Raw genomic sequence first — 20,425 nt, 5'->3', positions numbered from 1 at the left:
CGGCGAGCGGGACAAGGCCGGGGAGCGCTTCAACGACATGGTCGCCTCCGGCGAGCTGGCCGCGCCGCTGGCGATCGGCCGGGATCACCTGGACTGCGGCTCGGTGGCCTCCCCCTACCGGGAGACCGAGGCGATGCTCGATGGCTCGGATGCGATCGCGGACTGGCCGCTGCTGAACGCCATGGTCAACGTCGCCTCGGGCGCCTCCTGGGTGTCGATCCACCACGGCGGTGGCGTGGGCATGGGCCGCTCCATTCACGCGGGTCAGGTGTCGGTTGCGGACGGCACCAAGCTGGCGGGGGAGAAGGTGCGCCGGGTGCTGACCAATGACCCGGGGATGGGTGTCATCCGGCACGTGGACGCCGGATACGACATCGCCGAGTCCGTCGCGGCCGAGCGCGGCGTCCGCGTCCCGATGCGCGAGGGCGGCGACCAGTGAGCACTTCGTTCCTCGAAATGTGGCGGGACCTGCTGCCCCTCGGCCGGGACGCCGGCAGCACGGGCTACCGCCGCTACGCCTGGACCGGCGCCGACGCCGACTGCCGGGCCTGGTTCCGGGCGCAGGCCGAAGCCCGCGGGCTGACGTACGAGGTGGACAGGAACGGCAACCAGTGGGCCTGGCTCGGCGACCCGGACGCCGGGGACGCCGTGGTCACCGGGTCGCACCTGGACTCCGTGCCGGACGGCGGCGCCTTCGACGGGCCGCTCGGCGTGGTGTCCTCCTTCGCGGCGCTGGACGAACTCCGGGACCGCGGAGCCGTGTTCACCCGGCCGCTGGCGATCACCAACTTCGGTGACGAGGAGGGTGCCCGCTTCGGGCTCGCCTGCGTCGGGTCCCGGCTCGCGGCCGGACAGCTGACCGTGGAGAAGGCCCATCAGCTGACGGACGCCGACGGGATCAGCCTTCCGCAGGCCATGGAGCGGGCCGGGTACGACCCGGAGGCCATCGGCGCCGACGACGAGCGGCTCGCCCGCATCGGCGCGTTCGTCGAGCTGCACGTGGAGCAGGGCCGCGCGCTCGACCTCTCCGGCGACCCCGTGGGCGTCGCGTCCGCGATCTGGCCGCACGGCCGCTGGCGGTTCGACTTCAGCGGCGAGGCCAACCACGCGGGCACGACGCGCCTGGAGGACCGCCGCGACCCGATGCTCACCTACGCGCAGACCGTGCTCGCCGCGCGCGAGCAGGCCGCGCGGCACGGCGCGCTGGCCACCTTCGGCAAGGTCGGCGTCGAGCCCAACGGCGTGAACGCCATCCCGTCGCTGGTACGCGGCTGGCTGGACTCGCGCGCCGCCGACCAGGAGACGCTGGACGCGGTGGTCGGCGGGATCGAGCGGGCCGCGGCCGAGCGGGCCCGGACCGACGGGGTGGACGTGAGCGTCACCCGGGAGTCCTTCACGCCGGTCGTGGAGTTCGCGCACGACCTGCGCGACCGGCTCGCCAAGATGCTCGGCGGCGTACCGGTGCTGCCGACGGGCGCGGGACACGACGCGGGTATTTTGTCCGCCACTGTCCCGACCGCCATGCTGTTCGTACGCAACCCCACCGGCGTCTCGCACTCGCCCGCCGAGCACGCGGCGGAGGACGACTGCGTCGCGGGGGTCCGCGCACTCGCCGACGTACTGGAGGGTTTGGCGTGCAGCTGACGCCGACGACGTACTGGCTGGAGCACGCCTGGCTCGGCACGAATGTCGAGCCGGGAGTGGTCGTGGAGACCGGTGAGGGGCGGATCACCGCCGTCCGCACCGGCATCGAGGCGCCGCCGCCCGGCGCGGAAATACTGCGCGGACTGACCCTCCCGGGCCTGGCCAACGCGCACTCGCACGCCTTCCACCGCGCGCTGCGCGGCACCGTGCAGGTGGGTTCCGGCACGTTCTGGACCTGGCGCGAGGTGATGTACACGACCGCCGCGCAGCTCACGCCGGACAGCTACCACGCGCTGGCCCGCGCGGTGTACGCGGAGATGGCGCTCGCCGGGATCACCTGCGTCGGGGAGTTCCACTACCTGCACCACGCGCCCGGCGGCGAGCGCTACGCCGACCCGAACGCGATGGGCGAGGCGCTGATCGCCGCCGCGGAGGAAGCGGGCATCCGCATCACGCTGCTGGACACCGCGTACCTGTCGTCGGGCTTCGGCGAGCCGCCCAACCGGCAGCAGCTGCGGTTCAGCGACGGCGACGCGCAGGGCTGGGCCGAGCGCGCCGGGCAGCTCAAGGAGGGCCGCGCGCACGCCCGCATCGGCGCCGCCGTGCACTCCGTACGCGCCGTGCCCGCGGATCAGCTCCGTACGGTCGCGCGGTGGGCCCAGGACCGCGAGGCCCCGCTGCACGTCCACCTCTCCGAGCAGACCGCCGAGAACGACGCGTGCCAGGCCGCGCACGGCTGCACCCCGACCCGGCTGCTCGCCGACCACGGTGTGCTCGGGCCCCGCACCACGGCCGTGCACGCCACGCACCTCACCGACGAGGACATCCGGCTGCTCGGCGGCTCGGGCACCGGCGTGTGCATGTGCCCCACCACCGAACGGGACCTCGCCGACGGCATCGGCCCGGCCGTCGCCGTCCAGGAGGCGGGCTCCCCGCTCTCGCTGGGCAGCGACAGCCACGCCGTCATCGACCTGTTCGAAGAGGCGCGCGGGATGGAGCTGAACGAGCGGCTGCGCACCCGTACGCGGGGCCACTGGACCGCCGCCGCGCTGCTGCGCGCCGCGTCGGCCGACGGCCACCGGGCGCTCGGCTGGGACGAAGCGGGCGCGCTGCGGGCCGGCGCGCTCGCCGACTTCACCACGATCGCGCTGGACACCGTCCGCACCGCCGGACCGCTGCCCCGGCTCGGCGCGGAGACCGCCGTCTTCGCGGCCACCGGCGCCGACGTGCGGCACACCGTCGTCGGCGGCCGCCAGGTCGTCCGGGACGGCGAGCACACCCTCGTCCCCGACGTCCCCGCCGCGCTGGCCGCCGCGATCGACGCGCTGCGCGCCTGACCACGCCGGGCCCCGTGCTCCCCACCGGGGGGTGCGGGGCCTCGGCACGTACCGAGCCCGCGACACGTACGGGACCGCGCACGACCGGTGCCGCGCGGGCACCGGAACACCATCCGAGAGGAACCTCCCACGCCATGTCGTCCACCGCCATCACGCACATCGGCAGCCTGGTCACCAACGATCCCTCGCTCGGCGCCGGCCCGATCGGCCTGATCGAGGACGCCGCCGTCGTCTTCGAGGGCGACCGCGTCGCCTGGGTGGGGCCCAGCGGCAGCGCGCCGGCCGCCGACACCGTCCACGACGCGGGCGGCAGGGCCGCCATCCCCGGCTTCGTCGACTCCCACTCCCACCTGGTCTTCGGCGGCGACCGCACGCAGGAGTTCAACGCCCGGATGTCGGGGCGCGCCTACTCGGCCGGCGGCATCCGCACGACGGTGGCCGCGACCCGGGCCGCCACCGACGAGGAGCTGTCCGCGAACGTCGCGCACTACATGGCGGAGGCGCTGCGCCAGGGCACCACGACCTTCGAGACCAAGTCCGGGTACGGCCTCACCGTCGAGGACGAGGCCCGCGCGCTGCGCATCGCGGCCGCGCACACCGACGAGGTCACCTACCTCGGCGCGCACATCGTCTCGCCGGACTACGCCGAGGACCCGGCCGGGTACGTGAGCCTCGTCACCGGCCCGATGCTGGACGCCTGCGCTCCGCACGCGCGCTGGATCGACGTGTTCTGCGAGAAGGGCGCCTTCGACGGCGACCAGGCCCGCGCGATCCTCACGGCGGGCAAGGAGCGCGGCCTGCTGCCCCGCATCCACGCCAACCAGCTCTCCTACGGGCCCGGCGTGCAGCTGGGCGTGGAGCTGGACGCGGCCTCCGCCGACCACTGCACGCACCTCACGGACGCGGACGTGGACGCGCTGGCCCAGGGCAACACCGTGGCCACGCTGCTGCCCGGCGCGGAGTTCTCCACCCGCGCCGAGTGGCCCGACGCGCGCCGTCTGCTGGACGCGGGAGCCACGGTCGCGCTCTCCACGGACTGCAACCCCGGCTCGTCCTTCACGTCCTCGATGCCGTTCTGCATCGCGCTCGCCGTCCGCGACATGAAGATGACGCCCGACGAGGCGATCTGGTCGGCCACGGCCGGCGGCGCGCAGGCCCTGCGCCGCACCGATGTGGGCCGTCTCACCCCCGGCGCCCGCGCCGACCTCGCGCTCCTGGACGCCCCCTCGCACGTCCACCTCGCCTACCGCCCGGGTGTGCCCCTGGTCACGGAGGTCTGGCGCGCGGGCGTACGCGCCGTCTGAGGCGCTCCGGGCGGCCGGGGCGCGGAAAGGGTGCCCGCCCCGGCCGAACGGCCCGGAAAAGCGAAAGGGGGCCCGCCCCGAGGTGCTCGGGGCCGGCCCTCCTCCGCGCGGTCCGGCGTACGGGCGCCGTGACCGCGGTCGCTCACTCCTCGATCATCAGGCCCTTGCGGAGCCGGACCAAGGTGCGGGACAGCAGGCGGGAGACGTGCATCTGCGAGATGCCCAGCTCCTCGCCGATCTCCGACTGCGTCATGTTCGCGACGAAGCGGAGGGAGAGGATCTTGCGATCGCGCGGCGGGAGCTCCGCGATCAGCGGCTTCAGGGACTCGACGTACTCGATGCCCTCGAGCCCGTGGTCCTCGTAGCCGATCCGGTCCGCCAGCGCGCCCTCGGTGTCGTCCTCCTCGGGCTGGGCGTCCAGCGAGCTCGCGGTGTACGCGTTGCTCGCGGCCATCCCCTCGACGACCTCGTCCTTGGTGATGGACAGGCGCTCGGCCAGCTCGCTCACGGTGGGTGCGCGGTCGAGCTTCTGCGCCAGCTCGTCACCGGCCTTGGCCAGGTCCAGGCGCAGCTCCTGCAGGCGCCGCGGGACCCGTACCGACCAGCTGGTGTCGCGGAAGAAACGCTTGATCTCGCCGACGATCGTCGGCATGGCGAAAGTGGGGAACTCTACTCCGCGGTCCAGTTCGAAGCGGTCGATCGCCTTGATCAGGCCTATGGTGCCGACCTGGACGATGTCCTCCATGGGCTCGCTGCGGGAGCGGAACCGGGAGGCCGCGAACTTCACCAGGGCGAGGTTGAGCTCGACCAGGGTGTTGCGGACGTACGCGTACTCGTGCGTGCCCTCTTCCAGGGTCTCCAGCCGCCGGAAGAGCGTCTTGGAGAGCGCCCGGGCGTCGACCGGTCCGACCTCGTCGTAGGGCGGGATCTCGGGCAGGCCGTCGATCTCCGGCATTCCGTCGAATCCGGTGGCATCGATCGGCAGGTGCTGGGCAGGGATCTGTTCGGACAGGGGTGTCGACGACGCGTTGTCCGTGGTGTGGTCGGTGCGCACTTCGTCGAGCCGGGGTGACATGGTGTCCTCCATCGTTCTCGGCATATGGCTGCCGATGCCTGTACGTGAAGCTGCGGTCTGCGGCGCCTCCAAAGCCGGCTGTTTCGAATGTGTTCCTTCTACGCCTACCCGCCTTCACCTGAAGAAGGCAAGTGCGTGTTGTCCGTATTCGTGTAAGTACGCGTATTGTTCGGGTACCAGCCTGCGTATCTAAGGCGTAGGCTTCGACGTGCGCAGTCGTAAGCAGAATCAGACGCCGAGACAGCAAGAGGGGTGCGCGCGCATGGACCGTGGGACGGTCGGCAGTGCAAGCCGGGGACGGCTCCACGTCGGGGTCCGCCAGCACGGCGCCAGTGCGGTCGTCACCGCGGCGGGTGAGCTGGATCACCACACCGCGGAGTTGTTGCGCGAGTCGCTCGAGGGCTGTGTTGCCGATGGCTTTGTGCGATTGGTCGTGGACTGTTCGCAACTGGAGTTCATGGATTCCACGGGGCTGAACGTCCTGCTCGGGGCCCGTCTGAAGGTGGAGGCGGAAGGCGGCGGGGTGCACCTGGCGGCGATGCAGCCGGTGGTGGCCCGGGTCTTCGAGATCACCGGCGCGGACGCGGTCTTCACCGTGCACGACACGGTCGACGCGGCGCTGGCCGCCGACTGAGCCGGATGCTCAGGGGGCGGCTGTGACGGAAGGTCTGCGGAAGGGCCGATTCCGGTCGCGTTGGGTCCGTCACAACTTCCGTCCCCAAGAAGTGGGTGTTCTCACGGTCCGGCCGGGCAGGAGACATCTGAATCTTTTTGAACCCGTCAGGTATCCGTCATCCGTGAAAAGGCGAATCGGTGAGGTGAAGCGCTGATGAGCACCACCCGGCCGTACCCGCCGGGCGATCTGGGCCCGGACCAGGGGAACGCCGGCGCCGCCGCCACCCCGGCCACCACCGCTCCGGCCGGTCAGGTCCGCAGGCTGCGCCTCGCGGGCGCCCGTGGCGCTGTCGCTCGTGCCCGTGACTTCGCCCGGCAGGCGCTGCACGACTGGGGCTGGCTGCCGGCCGCGGGCGCCGATCAGCGCGCTGCCGCCGAGGACGTCCTGCTCGTCGTGTCGGAGCTGGTCACCAACGCCTGCCTGCACGCCGAGGGCCCGGAGGAACTGCGGCTGCGCTGCAACGCCAAGATGCTGCGCCTGGAGGTCACCGACCTCGGGGCGGGCTCGCCGGCGCCGCGCACCCCGCACCGCGCCGGCCGCCCCGGCGGCCACGGCATGTTCATCGTCCAGCGGCTCTGCCTGGACTGGGGCGTCGTCCGCAATCCCGACGGGGCCGGCAAGACCGTCTGGGCGGAGCTGGCCGCGCCCTCGTAGCGAAGTGGGCGGTGGTACCGGTACCGGATCGCCGCCTTCGTCACCTCACCCGCACTGCACCGCTCACGCCGTTCCGGCGGGGGCGGTTTTCTTCTGCCGGCAGGCGGGCTCCGCGCTTCCCTTCTGCGCTCTCTCTTCCCTCTCCAGGGCCCCCGGCGTACCTTGACGCCCAATCTGATGTGCCGTCAGTTACGTCCGGCGGTGCGCTCACCGGAAGAAGGGGAGATCGAGGTGGCCCGCTTCAACGCCCAGCGCAGCCGGCGCCGCACGGGCCCGGCCGGACCGGCGGCCGCCGTGCTGCTCACCGCGGCGACGTCGGTGATGCTCGCGGCCCCCGCCGCGCACGCCGAGGTCGTCGACGTCAACTACCAGTGCAAGACGCCGATCGGCAACAAGGGCGCCGTCTCGCCCATCGACATCAAGTCCACCGAGTCCGGCGACGGCTACAAGCTCGTGATGTCCTTCCAGAAGGGCGTCTCCTCCAGCCCCATCGAGCTGGGCAAGGGCGCGATGAAGCCCAGCGCGCTCATCAAGCTCGGCGGCGCCGAGAGCGGAGACGTACCGGTGTCCGGGCCGCCCAACGACAAGGCGATCCCCGCCAACACCCCCATCAAGATCAGCGACTTGAGCGGGACGTACACGCCGAAGAAGAGCGGCAAGGTCACCTTCACGGCCTCCACGCTCACCATCAAGGCGATGGGCACGACCACCACCTGCACGCCCAGCAACAACCCCAAGCCCGCGCTCTCCCTGGACGTCAAGGGGAGCGGCGGCTCGTCGGCACCGTCCGGCGGCGAGCTGCCGCAGACCGGGCCCGCCGACGACGCCGTGGCGCTGGGCACCCTCGGCGGCACCGTGCTGCTCGCCGGGGCCGCCGGCACGCTCTGGCTGACCCGCCGCCGGCAGCAGCGCGCCTGACGCGCCGGGCGCCGCACGAGGACGACGAGCCCGTACCAGCACCGGGAGCCGCCGATGCCCTGCCGTATCCGTGCCGCCGCCGCGGGAGCGGCCGCGCTGACCGTCGCCGCGCTGCCCTGCGCGCCGCCGTCCGCCGCAGCGGACGGCGGGCGGTTCGCGGCGCCCGCGGGAACGCACGCGCGCCCGTACTTCTACCTGGAGGGCGGCCCCGGCAGCGTGCTCACCGACCGGCTCGCGCTCACCAACTCCGGTGACAGAGCCCGGACGTTCACCCTGCGCGCCGCCGGCCGCGGCGGGTCGGGGTCCGGTGCCTGGCTCGTCACCGCGGCGCGGACGGTGCAGGTGCCGCCGCGCACCCGCGCCGAGGTGCCGTTCACGGTCACGGTGCCGCGCGACGCGCTGCCCGGCGACCACCCGGCCGCGCTCGCCGTACGGGACACGGGCCCGGGCGCGCGGACCGCTTCCGTACCGGTCCACCTGCGGGTCGCCGGGCCCACGCTGGCGGCCCTCACCGTGGAGAACGTCTCCGTCGCGGACCGCGGCGGTACGGCCGTCGTCCGGTACGACCTGGTCAACCGCGGCAACACCACGCTGGACCCGCGGGTCGCGGTCCGCGCGGACGGGCTGCTCGGCAGCGCGCTGCGCCGCACGGCGCACCGGCTCCCCGACGGGCTGCCGCCGGGCCGCCGGATCACCCGTACCGAGACCTGGCAGGACCCGCCCGCGCTGGACTCCGTGGACCTGACGGTCACCGCCACGGCGGCGGGCGGCGCGCACGGCACGGCCCGCGCGACGTACACGGCGGTGCCGTGGGGCGCGCTGGGCCTGCTGTGCGCCGGGGCAGGCGCCGCTGCAGGCGGCTGGTACCTGCGGCGGCGGCGCGCGGCCGGGGCCGCCACGCCGGACCAAGAGGCGGACGCGGGGCGGGAGTTGGCGACGGGGGTGCCGGCATGAGCGGCGTACGCGACGGACGGCCGGCGGCGGTCCGGCGGCCGGCCGGCACCGGTACGGCCGCCCGGCGGCGAGGGGCGGGCCGCCGGGCGTCGGCCGTCGCCGCGCTGGCCCTCGCCGCCGGGCTCGTCGTACCGCCCCTGGCCGGTACGGCACGGGCGGCGGACGGCGACGGCGGCAAGCCCGCCGTGCAGCTCTCCCAGCGGCAGGCGGGCAAGGGTGGCTCGATCACCGTGACCGGCACCGGCTGGCGGCCGAAGGCCCTGCTCACCCTGGTGATCTGCGGCCAGAACATGATCGGCGGGACCAACGCCTGCGCCAACGCCGACGGCCGCGCCGTCACCACCGGCAAGGACGGCCGCTTCCACGCGCGGCTGCCGGTCGCCGAACCGCCGAAGCCGTGCCCGTGCGTCGTCCACGTGGCCACCGTGACCGGCCGGAGCGCCGCGGCCGACGCGCCGTTCACCGTCGCGGGGCATCCGGTGGCCCCGCTGCCCGAGCGGACCGGCGGCGGCCGGCTGGCCGTCCTGGCCCCGGCCCGGCTGCGCGGCAGCTCGAACCTGCTGACCTGGTTCGGCGCGCCCCCGCAGCGGGAGCTGGTGCTCACGGTCGGCAACCTCGGCACCGACCCCGCGAAGAACCCGGTCTTCCGGGTCGGCACCGGGCACGGCGTCCTCGCCCCGCAGTGGGAGGACCAGCAGTGGCGGGGCACCATCCCGGCCGGGCGGAAGGCCCGGGTCACAGTGCCGGTCGAGCTGGCGGCCGGCGCGCACGGCGACTACACGGTCGCCGTGAAGTACGGCGGGAAGGTGCTGGCCGAGCAGCCGTGGCAGGTCAGCCGGCCGTGGGGCGTGACCCTCTTCTGGATCCTGCTGTGCGTCGTCGTGCCGGCCGCGGTCTTCCGCGTCGGCATGGCGATCGTCGACAAGGTCAGGCCGCGCGGCCCGGCGCCCGGGGCGGTACCCGCCGACGGCACGGCACCGCGCGCCCTGCCCTGGTTCACCCCGGACACCGCACCGTCCATCACCACATCCACCGAGCGACCGACGTCGAAAGGTACTTCGTGATGAGGCAACGGAGGAGAGCGGCCGCGGCCGGCAGCGCGCTGATGCTCGCGGGCGCGGGGCTGCTGGCGGTGTCCGGCACGGCAGCGGCGGCGGACCCGGTACCGGGCCTGCCGGCCGCCGCGAGCGCGGTGTCGTACGCGACCGAGTGCGTCCCGCCGCCCATCTCGGGCCTGGACCCGGTGCGGGGCACGACCGAGGTCGAGATCAGCGCGCCGGCCACGGCGAAGGTGGGCGACACGGTCGAGGTGGTGTGGAAGACGGTCACGGCTGCGTCGAAGAACCCGGACGTACTGGACCTTGGCAAGGACACCGTGCTGCCGACCGGGGTGCTGACGGCGGCCGGCGCGCAGGCCGGTGAGATCGCCATGAAGGGCCTGCGGCAGAACCCGCCGATACCGAAGAACAGCCCGATGGCGCTGTCCGACATGACGGGCAGGCTGAAGCTGGAGAAGCCGGGGGAGGTCACGCTGACCCCGGGCGCGTACACGATCAACGTCAACAAGCCGGTCTCGACGGACACCAAGTGCACGCCGAAGGAGAAGGTGAAGCCGGCCCTCACGATCAAGGTCACGGACGGCAGCGGCTCGTCGGGCGGGTCCTCGTCGGGCGGCTCGGCCTCGGGCGGGTCCGGCTCGGGCGGTACGTCGACGTCCGGCGGGTCGTCCTCCGGCGGGTCGTCCTCCGGCGGATCGGACACCGGCGGCTCGGGCACCGGGGGTTCGTCCTCCGGCGGTGTCTCCGGAGCGTCGGGCGGGAGCACGGGCGGCGGCTCCGGCGGCGGCAACGGCGACCCCGACGGCACCGCGTACAAGGGCAAGCAGGTCGACGTCCCGTACGCCTGCAAGACGCCGATCGGGGACAAGAAGGCCACCTCGCCGGTGCAGATCAACGGCACCAAGAAGGGCGGCGCCTTCGACCTGACCGTGAAGTTCGCCAAGTCCGTGATGGACAGCCCGGCGGACATCCCCAAGGACTCGGTCAAGCCGACGATGGAGGTGAAGCTGGGCGGCGCCGACAAGGGCACGGTGCACGTCGAGGGCCCGGCCAACAAGAAGGAGATCAAGTCCGGCGACCCCATCGAGATCCCCGACCTCAAGGGCACGTACAAGCCCGGCGCCAGCGGCAAGGCCACGCTCACGCCCGGCGTCCTGACGGTCAAGGCCATGGGTACGACGACGACCTGCACGCCGGAGAAGGACCCGGGCGTCTCGCTGGAACTGGACACCAGTGCCCAGCCGGGCGGCGCGAGCGGCGGCACCGGCTCCGGAGGAACCAGCGGCGGTGACGCGAGCGGCGGCGGCACGGGCAGCGGCGGTGCCGCGGGCTCCGCGGGCGGCGCCGGCGGCCTCGCCGACACCGGGGCTGCCGACCACGGCGGCCTGCAGGCGCTCGGGCTGGCCGCCGGCACCGTGATCCTGCTCGGCGGCGCCGTCTTCACCTTCATGCCGCGCCGCTACCTGCGGCGCTGAGCGACCGGGACGGGGCGGCGGCGCGCGGCCGCGCCACGGGCCGGCCGGCGGGGCCGGGCGGTGTGCCTACGGGCGCGCCGCGCGGTCCGCCGCCCGCTCCGTCCTGGCCAGCAGCCAGTTCACCACCCGGCGCTCGGTCTCCGGGCGGGTGAGCGCCGTCATGCCGTGGCCCGTCCCGGGCACGACCGACACCGTGGCCGCTGGCTCGGCCTTCGCCAGGCTCCGCGAGTGCGCCACGGGGACGAAGTCGTGCGCGAAGTGCAGCAGCAGCATCGGCATCCCGGGCCCGCCGGGCCGCTTCGGTCCGCCGGGCGCCCAGGTGCGTGCGGCCATGTCGTCCCACACGGCCCGGCACCCGGCCGCCGCCACCGCCGGCGCCTTCTTGGCCTTCGGGTCGCATCCCGCGAGCTTCTGCGCCTCGCGCCGCAGCCGGCGCTGCTCGGCCGAGGCACCGGCGCGGGCGCCGTCCCGCCACGCCAGGTACGGATCGGCGACCGGCGACAGCGCGACCACCCCGGCCGGCCGGTAGGCGGTGCCGGCTGCGTACTCCGCGGTGTTCGCCGCGATCTGGCCGCCCGCCGACGAGCCGAGCAGCACGATCCGCCGGGGATCGGCGCGGAAGCGGGCGGTCTGGGCGTGGATCCAGCGCAGCGCGGTGAGCGCGTCGGTGCGCTGCGCGGGCCAGGGCGCGTCGGTGTTCAGCCGGTAGTCCACGTCGAAGACGACGAAGCCGCGGTCGGCCAGCTTCCGTGCCCAGCCGCTCCAGTCGGAGTCCTGCGCCCAGTACCCGCCGTGCAGGATCATCACCGCCGGCCGGACGTCCTGGCCGGCGGCCCGGTAGACCCCGATGGTCTGCCGCTTCCCCGTGCCGTACGCATACGTCCCCACGTACGGGTCGGCGCCGCGCTGCGCCTCCGCCGCCGGCTGCCCGCGCTGTGCCGCAGCGGCCCGCCCGGCCTGCGGCGCCGCCGTCAGACACACGACGGCCAGCACCCCGCAGACCCCGGCCCACACACTCCCTCGGCGCATACGCCGATCGTTACCGCACCGCGCCGGGGCTCTCCCGGGCCGCCGGGCGCCCCACCCGAACGGCGGCACACGCGAAAGGGCCCCGGCGCGCCGTGGCGCCGGGGCCCTGAATCCGCTGCGAGCGGGGGTCCGTCAGTGGATCTCGCCCATGCGGGCGCGGACCTGCTTGCGGAACATGTAGACCGCGAAGCCCGCGAGGGCGGCGAGGATGGCCTCGATGAGGACCGCGCGCGAGCCGCTCATGTCGACGTTGCCGATGGACAGCAGGCTGGTGACGGAGTCGCCCGCGGTGTTCGCGAGGAACCAGATGCCCATCATCTGGCTGGCGTACTTCACCGGCGCCATCTTCGTCGTCAGCGACAGGCCGACGGGGGAGAGGCACAGCTCACCGATGGTCTGGATGAAGTAGATGCCGAGCACCCACATCGGGCTGACCTTCGTGCCGTCGGAGGCGACGGCCAGCGGCAGCAGGAAGAAGAAGAACGAGACGCCGATGAGGAACAGGCCGGCGGCGAACTTCAGGATCGTGCTGGGCTCCTTGCCCTTCCGGTTCAGCCACAGCCACAGCCAGGCGAAGACCGGGGCCAGCGCCATGACGAAGATCGGGTTCAGCGACTGGAACCAGGTGGTCGGGAAGGAGAGCCCGAACAGCTCGCCGGAGGTCTTGGTGGTGCCGAACGCCTGGACGGTGGAGCCGCCCTGGTCGTAGATCATCCAGAAGGCCGCGGCGGCGATGAAGAACCAGATGTACGCGGACACCTTGCTCTGGTCGTCGCGGGACAGCTCCCGGTCCCGCTTGATGCGGAACAGCACGGCGGCCGGGATGAGGATGCCGAGCACGCCCAGCGGGATCATCGCCCAGTTCAGGGTGAAGTGACCGGTGAAGGCGACCACGCCGTAGAAGACGACGGCGATGATCAGCCAGGTCAGGCCCTTGCGCAGCCAGGAGTTGCGCTCCTCGGCGGAGAGCGGCGTGGGGACCTTGTTGCTCTCCGGGCTGAGGTGCTTGGTGCCCAGCAGGAACTGGAGCAGGCCCAGGCCCATGCCGATGGCGGCGAGCGCGAAGCCCAGGTGCCAGTTGTGGCTCTCACCGACGGTGCCGATGACGAGCGGCGCGAGGAAGGCACCGACGTTGATGCCGATGTAGAAGATCGTGAAGCCGCCGTCGCGACGGGGGTCGTTCGGCCCGTCGTAGAGGTGGCCGACCATCGTGGAGATGTTGGCCTTCAGCAGACCGGAGCCGAGCGCCACCAGCGCCAGGCCGGCGAAGAAGAAGCCCTGGCCCGGGCCGGCCAGCGAGAGGTGGCCGAGCATGATGATCGACGCCGCGATGGCGACCGTCTTGCGCGGGCCCCAGACACGGTCGGCGAGCCAGCCGCCGGGCATGGCCAGCAGGTAGACCATCGCCATGTAGATGGAGTAGATGGCCGTGGTGGTGGCCGCGTTGAACCCGAGACCGCCCTCGCGGATGCCCGATCCGTCCGGACCGCCGGACAACAGGTAGATCGTCAGCAGGGCCCGCATGCCGTAGAAGCTGAAGCGCTCCCACATCTCGGTCATGAACAGGGTGGCCAGTCCGCGGGGGTGGCCGAAGAAGGTCTTGCCGCCGGCAGGGGTCCCCTGCCCGGGGGAATCCTTCGTCAGGCTGGACGCCATGGTCGATCCTTGGGTGATCGGGACGCACAGGTGGGGCTGCGCGCCCGGGTCGGCTGACCGGCACCGGCGCAGTGCCGTCCGCCTTCCCACGCCCGGTAGGGAGGTGCGACACCACTGTGGAGAGAGGAATCGACAGGACGGCCGTACACCGGAATCCACGCCCCCGTGTATGTGCGATGGACCCGGTCTAGGAGGTCATTTGCCCGCGGGCCCGGTCGTGCCGGCCCCGCACACAACAGGGACCGTGACGTCACATGAGCGCCAAGGTCCCGGGTTGTACGACGGACGTTCCAGCCACTGTACGACGCGCGTAGCTGAGGTTGGTGACAGTGAGACAACGGTCACACCACGGGCCGGGAACCGGGAGGCGCACCCCCGGGCTCACCCGAGGACCCCCGGAGGGGCATCGGGGCCGTGACCTGTCGGACTACCATCGGGCCATGACCCGTGTACTGCTCGCCGAGGACGACGCGTCCATCTCGGAGCCGCTGGCCCGCGCACTCCGCCGTGAGGGTTACGAAGTCGAGGTGCGTGAGGACGGGCCCACGGCGCTCGACGCCGGTCTGCAGGGCAACATCGACCTGCTCGTGCTCGACCTGGGCCTGCCCGGCATGGACGGCCTGGAGGTCGCCCGCCGGCTGCGCAACGAAGGCCACTCCTTCCCGATCCTGGTCCTCACCGCCCGCGCGGACGAGGTGGACACCGTGGTCGGCCTGGACGCCGGCGCCGACGACTACGTCACCAAGCCCTTCCGGCTGGCCGAGCTGCTCGCGCGGGTGCGGGCGCTGCTCCGCCGCGGCACGACCGCCGAGCCCCAGCAGCCGCCGGCCACCCACGGCGTACGGATCGACGTGGAGTCCCACCGCGCCTGGATGGGCGAGGAGGAACTGCAGCTCACCGCGAAGGAGTTCGACCTGCTCCGGGTGCTGGTGCGGGACGCCGGCCGGGTGGTGACCCGCGACCAGCTGATGCGCGAGGTCTGGGACACCACCTGGTGGTCCTCGACGAAGACGCTCGACATGCACATCTCCTGGCTCCGCAAGAAGCTCGGCGACGACGCGGCCAACCCGCGCTACATCGCCACCGTGCGCGGCGTGGGCTTCCGGTTCGAGAAGAGCTGAAGCCACCACAGCAGCCTCCCCCACCCTGCCCGGAGGGCACCGTGCGCCGCCGACTGATCAACTCCACGCTCGCCGTGGTGCTCGTCGTGATCGCCGTCTTCGGCGTCTCGCTCGTCATCGTGGAGACCCGCACCATCCAGGCGGGCGCCCGGGAGAGCGTGGGCGCCGAGGCGGTACGGCTGGTGGGCATGGTGGAGAGCCGGCTGAGCGGCGGCGAGAAGATCACCGCCGAGGTGCTCTCGGAGCAGATCACCACCGACCGGTACGCCCTGATCGACGTGCCGGGCCATCCGCCGGTGGAGATCGGGGACCGGCCCTCGGGCGATGTCATCGCCACCACCGTGCACGGCGAGCGGGGCGAGACCGTCACCGTCGAGGAGCCCCGCTCGGCGGTCAGCGCCGAGATCGGCCGGACCCTGCTGATCATCCTGGCGGTCGCCGCGCTGGCCGTCCTCGCCGCCGTGGTCCTCGCCGTGCGCCAGGCCCGCAAGCTGACCGCGCCGCTCACCGACCTCGCCGAGACCGCCGAGCGCCTCGGCTCCGGCGACCCCCGGCCGCGCCACCGCCGCTACGGCGTGCAGGAGCTGGACCGGGTCGCGGACGTGCTGGACGCCTCGGCCGAGCGGATCGCGCGGATGCTCACCGCCGAGCGCCGGCTCGCCGCGGACGCCTCCCACCAGCTCCGTACGCCGCTGACCGCGCTGTCCATGCGGCTGGAGGAGATCACCCTCACCGACGACCCGGAGACGGTGAAGGAGGAGGCGACGATCGCCCTGGGCCAGGTCGACCGGCTGAGCGACGTCGTCCAGCGGCTGCTGACGAACTCCCGCGACCCGCGCTCGGGCTCGGCCGTCGCCTTCGACCTGGACGAGGTCGTCAAGCAGCAGATCGAGGAGTGGCGGCCCGCCTACCGCAGCGCCGGCCGGGCCATCGTCCGCTCCGGCAAGAAGCACCTGCGGGCGGTGGGCACGCCCGGCGCTGTGGCCCAGGTGCTCGCCACGCTCATCGAGAACGCGCTGATGCACGGTGACGGCACGGTGGCGCTGCGTACCCGGGTCACCGGCAACCAGGCCGTCGTGGAGGTCACCGACGCCGGCCCCGGCGTACCGCCCGACCTGGGCTCCCGGGTCTTCGAGCGGACGGTGAGCGGCCGGAACTCCACGGGCCTCGGCCTCGCGGTCGCCCGGGACCTGGCGGAGGCGGACGGCGGCCGGCTGGAGCTGCTCCAGCAGGAGCCGCCGGTCTTCGCGCTCTTCCTCAGCCGGGAGTCCGAGCAGTACGGGCCGGGCGGTGCCGTGGACGAGCGAGGTCCGGCCTCCGGGCCGCGCTGAGCCGAGGGCCCGCCCGGGCTGCGGCCGGTTCCCTTACGCGCGCGGGCCGCGCCGGGACGCGCCGGCCGGGGCGTCCTCGGAGTCCGCGAGGAAACCCTCGGCGGTCTCCACGGCCTCCCGGGCCGGCAGCGCCTTGAAGACCCAGGAGCGGTAGGACCAGAAGCGGAAGAGCGTGGCGATGCCGATGCCGAGGAACTTGAAGACGTTGTTCTGCAGCGGGGTGTTCCAGCCGCACCAGTACGTCGCGGCGTAGAGGATGCCGTTCTCGATCACCAGGCCGACCGCGCTGAAGAAGACGAAGAGCGCCAGTTCCTTGGTGCGGCCGCTCTTGTCCCGGTCCCGGTAGGTGAAGTAGCGGAAGCCGACGTAGTTGAAGAGGATCGCGACGACCGTGGCCACGATCCCGGCCCGCACCACGGGCAGCTCGGTGGTGTGCCGTACGAGGTTGAAGACCACGAGGTTGACCAGCACGCCGGCCCCGCCGACCGCGCCGAACTTCACGATCTCACGGGTCAGCAGCCGAAGCCGCGAGCGCAGCGCGCTCCGTCCAGACATGGTGGTGGCTCAGCTCCCCGTGACGGCGTCGTGTCCGGCGGGCCGTGGTCGGCGGCCCCGCCGCCCACTCATGCTAACCAGCGCGCCTGCCGCCCGCCCGTGGCCCTCGCGCCACCCCGGACGGGCGGTGACCGGCCCGTCACCGCGGTCCGTCAGTCGGTCACCGTGACGCGGAAGGCGAGCTGCTCGCCGCCGCGGTCCGGGTCGGCCTGCCCGGTGCCGCACTGGAAGCAGTGCCGCAGGGCCAGCTCGGTGCGGCCCGCGCGGACCGCCTGGAACTCCAGGTAGCGGGTGCCGCCGGAGCCGGTCACCACCGGCTCGTCGGCGTCGTAGTGGCTGCCGGCCGGCTTGAGGACGTCCGGGTCGGGCGCCGGGGACTCGATGCTCCAGCGGTAGCCGGTGCTGGGGTTGTCGTCCAGCTCTATGACGAAGCGCTCCCCGGGCGAGACGGAGATGACGGTGTCCTGCGGCCCGTACACCTCGGGGCCCGCGGTGAGCACGGCGATCAGGGAGTACACGGCCACCAGGAGGGCGGTCACCGCGACCGCTATGCCGATCCTGCGGGACGGCGTCGATATGCCGTCGGTGCCCTCCATGCGTCCTCCCCCGGTCCGCGCGTGCGATGAGCCTACCGTCCGGTGGCGGCTCGTACAGAGGTGCGGAATGTCCGGTGTCGGAGGATCCTCCAAGGGGTGGCCGGGAACGGTCGGCCGGAGCGGATACCCTGAAGACGTGACGTTTCCGGTAGTCGGCATGGTCGGCGGCGGACAGCTGGCTCGTATGACCCACGAGGCAGGCATCCCCCTCGGCATCAGGTTCAAGCTCCTCAGTGACACCCCGCAGGACTCCGCTGCGCAGGTCGTCGGCGACGTCGTCGTCGGCGACTACCGCGACCTGGAGACCCTGCGCGCGTTCGCGCGCGGCTGCGACGTGATCACTTTCGACCACGAGCACGTTCCCACCGAGCACCTACGGGCCCTGGAGGCGGACGGCATCCCCGTGCGCCCCGGCCCGGACGCGCTGGTGCACGCCCAGGACAAGGGCGTGATGCGGGCGAAGCTCACCGAGATCGGTGCGCCGTGCCCGCGCCACCGCATCGTCTCGGACCCGGCGGACGTGGCGGCCTTCGCGGCGGAGGGTGACGGTTTCCCGGTCATCCTCAAGACCGTCCGCGGGGGCTACGACGGCAAGGGCGTATGGGTCGTACGATCCTCCAAGGACGCCGAGGAGCCGTTCCGCGCCGGGGTGCCGGTTCTCGCCGAGGAGAAGGTCGACTTCACCCGCGAGCTGGCCGCCAACATCGTTCGTTCCCCGCACGGCCAGGCCGTCGCGTACCCGGTCGTGGAGTCCATCCAGGTCGACGGCGTCTGCGACACGGTGATCGCGCCCGCGCCCGGCCTCTCCGAGGAGCTGTCGGCACAGGCCCAGGAGCTGGCGCTGCGCATCGCCAAGGAGCTGGACGTCGTCGGGCACCTCGCGGTCGAGCTCTTCGAGACCGCCGACGGCCGCATCCTGGTCAACGAGCTGGCCATGCGCCCGCACAACTCCGGCCACTGGACCCAGGACGGCGCCGTCACCTCGCAGTTCGCCAACCACGTCCGCGCGGTCCTGGACCTGCCGCTGGGCGACCCGCGCCCGCGCGCCGAGTGGACCGTGATGGCCAACGTGCTCGGCGGCGACTACCCCGACATGTACAGCGCGTACCTGCACTGCATGGCACGGGACCCGCAGCTGAAGATCCACATGTACGGCAAGGACGTGAAGCCGGGCCGTAAGGTCGGGCACGTCAACACCTACGGCGACGACCTGGCCGACGTGCGCGAGCGCGCCGCGCACGCCGCCGGCTACCTGCGAGGAACGATCACCGAATGAGCGAGAGCAGCTCCCCCCTGGTCGGCATCGTCATGGGCTCGGACTCCGACTGGCCCGTCATGGAGGCCGCGGCCCAGGCCCTCGACGAGTTCGGCATCCCCTACGAGGTCGACGTCGTCTCCGCGCACCGCATGCCGCGCGAGATGGTCGCGTACGGCGAGGAGGCCGCGGGCCGCGGTCTGAAGGCGATCATCGCGGGCGCCGGGGGAGCCGCTCACCTGCCGGGCATGCTGGCCTCGGTCACCCCGCTGCCGGTCATCGGCGTGCCCGTGCCGCTGAAGTACCTCGACGGCATGGACTCGCTGCTCTCCATCGTGCAGATGCCGGCCGGCGTGCCGGTCGCCACGGTCTCCGTCGGCGGCGCCCGCAACGCGGGGCTGCTCGCCGCCCGGATGCTGGCCGCGCACGACGCGGAGCTGCAGGAGCGGATGCGCGAATTCCAGCAGGAGCTGAACGACCAGGCCACCGAGAAGGGCAAGCGGCTGCGGAACAAGGTCGCGGGCAACGAGGGCTTCGGCTTCGGGGGCGGCAAGTGAGCGAGGCGGCCCGGGAGCTGCTGGCCCGCTGGCCCGTCGTCGACGGCCACAACGACCTGCCCTGGGCGCTGCGCGAGCAGGTCCGCTACGACCTGGACCGGCGCGACATCGCGGCCGACCAGTCCGCGCACCTGCACACCGACATCCCCCGGCTGCGCGCGGGCGGCGTCGGCGCGCAGTTCTGGTCGGTGTACGTGCGCTCGGACTACGACGGCGACCGGGCGGTCAGCGCCACCCTGGAGCAGGTCGACTGCGTACGGCAGCTGATCGACCGTTACCCGGGCGACCTGCGGCGCGCGCTCACCGCCGACGACATGGAGGCCGCCCGCGCCGAGGGGAGGATCGCTTCCCTCATGGGCGCCGAGGGCGGCCACTCCATCCACTGCTCGCTGGCCACCCTGCGCGCCCTGTACGCGCTCGGCGTGCGCTACCTGACGCTGACCCACAACGACACCATCGCCTGGGCCGACTCGGCGACCGACGAGCCGCGCCACGGCGGCCTCACCGCCTTCGGCGAGGAGGTCGTCCGGGAGATGAACCGGCTCGGCATGCTCGTCGACCTCAGCCACGTCTCCGCCGACACCATGCGGGACGCGCTGCGGGTCAGCGAGGCGCCGGTGGTCTTCTCGCACTCCTCGGCGCGCGCCGTCTGCGACCACCCGCGCAACATCCCCGACGACGTGCTGGCCCAGCTGCCCGCCAACGGCGGCGTCGCGATGGCCACCTTCGTGCCGAAGTTCGTGCTGCCCGAGGCCGGGGAGTGGACCAGGCGCGCCGACGAGAACATGCGCGCGCACGGCCTGCACCACCTGGACACCACCGAGGCCGGCATGAAGGTGCAGCGCGCCTTCGAGGCGGCGCACCCGCGCCCGGTGGCCACCGCCGCCACCGTCGCCGACCACCTCGACCACATGCGCGAGGTCGCCGGCGTCGACCACATCGGCATCGGCGGCGACTACGACGGCACCGCTTTCACCCCGGACGGCCTCGCCGACGTCGCGGGCTACCCGAACCTGATCGCGGAGCTGCTGGACCGCAAGTGGTCCGAGGCCGACCTCGCCAAGCTCACCTGGCAGAACGCGGTCCGTACGCTCCGCGACGCGGAGGACGTGGCCCGCGGCCTCCAGGAGCGGCGCGGCCCGTCGAACGCGACGATCGAGCAGCTGGACGGCTGAGGACCGGTCAGGTCCCGGCCGGGGCGCGGGCAGCCGCGCGAACTGACCCATTCGC

19 protein-coding genes and 1 pseudogene are annotated in these 20,425 nt (G+C 73.1%); 15 read left to right on the top strand and 5 right to left on the bottom strand.

The window, feature by feature from the left end; translation table 11 throughout:
* From C3486_RS17170 to hutI, 4 genes and pseudogenes are all read left to right on the top strand, one after another.
* A pseudogene (locus tag C3486_RS17170) lies at positions 1-439 on the top strand (urocanate hydratase); the annotation flags it as partial.
* 17 nt (positions 440-456) lie between these two features.
* Complete coding sequence (locus C3486_RS17165) at positions 457-1,644, top strand: allantoate amidohydrolase (RefSeq protein WP_103833580.1); 1,188 nt, start codon at positions 457-459, stop codon at positions 1,642-1,644.
* Positions 1,641-2,981 (top strand): formimidoylglutamate deiminase, encoded by a 1,341-nt coding sequence (locus C3486_RS17160; protein ID WP_374936884.1) that lies wholly within the window; start codon positions 1,641-1,643, stop codon positions 2,979-2,981. Before C3486_RS17165 ends, C3486_RS17160 begins: the two co-directional genes overlap by 4 nt.
* A 134-nt stretch (positions 2,982-3,115) precedes the next feature.
* Positions 3,116-4,285: an imidazolonepropionase gene (gene hutI, locus C3486_RS17155; protein WP_103833578.1), complete on the top strand. Its 1,170-nt coding sequence runs from the start codon at positions 3,116-3,118 to the stop codon at positions 4,283-4,285.
* A 142-nt stretch (positions 4,286-4,427) separates the two neighbouring features.
* Here the strand turns inward: hutI and C3486_RS17150 are convergent, their stop codons facing one another.
* Positions 4,428-5,240 carry an RNA polymerase sigma factor SigF gene (locus C3486_RS17150; RefSeq protein WP_374936883.1) on the bottom strand — a complete coding sequence of 271 codons (813 nt, stop codon included), beginning with the start codon at positions 5,238-5,240 and terminating at the stop codon, positions 4,428-4,430.
* A 382-nt stretch (positions 5,241-5,622) separates the two neighbouring features.
* Between C3486_RS17150 and C3486_RS17145 the strand changes: the two genes are divergently transcribed.
* From C3486_RS17145 to C3486_RS17120, 6 genes are all read left to right on the top strand, one after another.
* Positions 5,623-5,994, top strand: coding sequence for an STAS domain-containing protein (locus C3486_RS17145; protein ID WP_103833577.1), 372 nt, complete (start codon positions 5,623-5,625; stop codon positions 5,992-5,994).
* A gap of 195 nt (positions 5,995-6,189) precedes the next feature.
* Positions 6,190-6,690, top strand: coding sequence for an ATP-binding protein (locus C3486_RS17140; protein WP_103833576.1), 501 nt, complete (start codon positions 6,190-6,192; stop codon positions 6,688-6,690).
* 231 nt (positions 6,691-6,921) lie between these two features.
* Positions 6,922-7,608: an LPXTG cell wall anchor domain-containing protein gene (locus tag C3486_RS17135; protein WP_103833575.1), complete on the top strand. Its 687-nt coding sequence runs from the start codon at positions 6,922-6,924 to the stop codon at positions 7,606-7,608.
* A gap of 54 nt (positions 7,609-7,662) precedes the next feature.
* Positions 7,663-8,562 carry a hypothetical protein gene (locus C3486_RS17130; RefSeq protein WP_103833574.1) on the top strand — a complete coding sequence of 300 codons (900 nt, stop codon included), beginning with the start codon at positions 7,663-7,665 and terminating at the stop codon, positions 8,560-8,562.
* Complete coding sequence (locus tag C3486_RS17125) at positions 8,559-9,626, top strand: hypothetical protein (RefSeq protein ID WP_258052823.1); 1,068 nt, start codon at positions 8,559-8,561, stop codon at positions 9,624-9,626. Before C3486_RS17130 ends, C3486_RS17125 begins: the two co-directional genes overlap by 4 nt.
* Entirely contained in the window at positions 9,626-11,095 is a 1,470-nt protein-coding gene (locus tag C3486_RS17120) for a hypothetical protein (RefSeq protein ID WP_103833573.1), read from the top strand. Before C3486_RS17125 ends, C3486_RS17120 begins: the two co-directional genes overlap by 1 nt.
* A gap of 66 nt (positions 11,096-11,161) precedes the next feature.
* On the opposite strand, the gene C3486_RS17115 is transcribed toward C3486_RS17120, so the two are convergent.
* Positions 11,162-12,124, bottom strand: a complete 963-nt coding sequence (locus tag C3486_RS17115; RefSeq protein ID WP_103833572.1) for an alpha/beta hydrolase — start codon at positions 12,122-12,124, stop codon at positions 11,162-11,164.
* 132 nt (positions 12,125-12,256) lie between these two features.
* Positions 12,257-13,780 (bottom strand): peptide MFS transporter, encoded by a 1,524-nt coding sequence (locus C3486_RS17110; protein ID WP_103833571.1) that lies wholly within the window; start codon positions 13,778-13,780, stop codon positions 12,257-12,259.
* Between the two features lie 440 nt (positions 13,781-14,220).
* On the opposite strand from C3486_RS17110, the gene C3486_RS17105 reads away from it, so the two are divergent.
* Together C3486_RS17105 and C3486_RS17100 are read left to right on the top strand one after the other, a co-directional pair.
* Complete coding sequence (locus tag C3486_RS17105; RefSeq protein ID WP_030265943.1) at positions 14,221-14,901, top strand: response regulator transcription factor; 681 nt, start codon at positions 14,221-14,223, stop codon at positions 14,899-14,901.
* A gap of 41 nt (positions 14,902-14,942) precedes the next feature.
* Positions 14,943-16,232 (top strand): ATP-binding protein, encoded by a 1,290-nt coding sequence (locus C3486_RS17100; RefSeq protein ID WP_103833570.1) that lies wholly within the window; start codon positions 14,943-14,945, stop codon positions 16,230-16,232.
* Positions 16,233-16,265: 33 nt separating this feature from the next.
* Here the strand turns inward: C3486_RS17100 and C3486_RS17095 are convergent, their stop codons facing one another.
* Positions 16,266-16,787, bottom strand: a complete 522-nt coding sequence (locus C3486_RS17095) for a GtrA family protein (protein ID WP_103833569.1) — start codon at positions 16,785-16,787, stop codon at positions 16,266-16,268.
* Positions 16,788-16,939: 152 nt separating this feature from the next.
* Positions 16,940-17,383, bottom strand: a complete 444-nt coding sequence (locus C3486_RS17090) for a protease inhibitor I42 family protein (RefSeq protein ID WP_103833568.1) — start codon at positions 17,381-17,383, stop codon at positions 16,940-16,942.
* Between the two features lie 157 nt (positions 17,384-17,540).
* Between C3486_RS17090 and C3486_RS17085 the strand changes: the two genes are divergently transcribed.
* The 3 genes from C3486_RS17085 to C3486_RS17075 are packed head-to-tail and all read left to right on the top strand — an operon-like array spanning position 17,541 to position 20,370.
* Positions 17,541-18,659, top strand: coding sequence for a 5-(carboxyamino)imidazole ribonucleotide synthase (locus tag C3486_RS17085; RefSeq protein WP_258052827.1), 1,119 nt, complete (start codon positions 17,541-17,543; stop codon positions 18,657-18,659).
* Positions 18,656-19,195, top strand: a complete 540-nt coding sequence (gene purE, locus C3486_RS17080; RefSeq protein WP_103833566.1) for a 5-(carboxyamino)imidazole ribonucleotide mutase — start codon at positions 18,656-18,658, stop codon at positions 19,193-19,195. The genes C3486_RS17085 and purE overlap by 4 nt, the downstream gene beginning before the upstream one ends.
* On the top strand, positions 19,192-20,370 hold the full coding sequence (locus tag C3486_RS17075; RefSeq protein WP_103833565.1) for a dipeptidase: 1,179 nt from the start codon (positions 19,192-19,194) through the stop codon (positions 20,368-20,370). Before purE ends, C3486_RS17075 begins: the two co-directional genes overlap by 4 nt.
* Positions 20,371-20,425 lie beyond the last annotated feature (55 nt).

Origin of the sequence: Streptomyces sp. Ru73 (assembly GCF_002920575.1) — a bacterium.
GTDB lineage: Bacteria > Actinomycetota > Actinomycetes > Streptomycetales > Streptomycetaceae > Streptomyces.
Note: the sequence above shows the minus strand (reverse complement) of the source record. Positions and strands in the feature narration are given on the sequence as shown.

Coding starts and splice junctions, on each gene's coding strand:
- C3486_RS17110 (WP_103833571.1), bottom strand. CDS start 13,780: ATGGCGTCCAGCCTGACGAAGGATTCCCCCGGGCAGGGGACCCCTGCC.
- hutI (WP_103833578.1), top strand. CDS start 3,116: ATGTCGTCCACCGCCATCACGCACATCGGCAGCCTGGTCACCAACGAT.
- C3486_RS17150 (WP_374936883.1), bottom strand. CDS start 5,240: ATGCCGGAGATCGACGGCCTGCCCGAGATCCCGCCCTACGACGAGGTC.
- C3486_RS17145 (WP_103833577.1), top strand. CDS start 5,623: ATGGACCGTGGGACGGTCGGCAGTGCAAGCCGGGGACGGCTCCACGTC.
- C3486_RS17105 (WP_030265943.1), top strand. CDS start 14,221: ATGACCCGTGTACTGCTCGCCGAGGACGACGCGTCCATCTCGGAGCCG.
- C3486_RS17115 (WP_103833572.1), bottom strand. CDS start 12,124: ATGCGCCGAGGGAGTGTGTGGGCCGGGGTCTGCGGGGTGCTGGCCGTC.
- C3486_RS17090 (WP_103833568.1), bottom strand. CDS start 17,383: ATGGAGGGCACCGACGGCATATCGACGCCGTCCCGCAGGATCGGCATA.
- C3486_RS17165 (WP_103833580.1), top strand. CDS start 457: ATGTGGCGGGACCTGCTGCCCCTCGGCCGGGACGCCGGCAGCACGGGC.
- C3486_RS17130 (WP_103833574.1), top strand. CDS start 7,663: ATGCCCTGCCGTATCCGTGCCGCCGCCGCGGGAGCGGCCGCGCTGACC.
- C3486_RS17125 (WP_258052823.1), top strand. CDS start 8,559: ATGAGCGGCGTACGCGACGGACGGCCGGCGGCGGTCCGGCGGCCGGCC.
- purE (WP_103833566.1), top strand. CDS start 18,656: ATGAGCGAGAGCAGCTCCCCCCTGGTCGGCATCGTCATGGGCTCGGAC.
- C3486_RS17085 (WP_258052827.1), top strand. CDS start 17,541: ATGGTCGGCGGCGGACAGCTGGCTCGTATGACCCACGAGGCAGGCATC.
- C3486_RS17140 (WP_103833576.1), top strand. CDS start 6,190: ATGAGCACCACCCGGCCGTACCCGCCGGGCGATCTGGGCCCGGACCAG.
- C3486_RS17120 (WP_103833573.1), top strand. CDS start 9,626: ATGAGGCAACGGAGGAGAGCGGCCGCGGCCGGCAGCGCGCTGATGCTC.
- C3486_RS17095 (WP_103833569.1), bottom strand. CDS start 16,787: ATGTCTGGACGGAGCGCGCTGCGCTCGCGGCTTCGGCTGCTGACCCGT.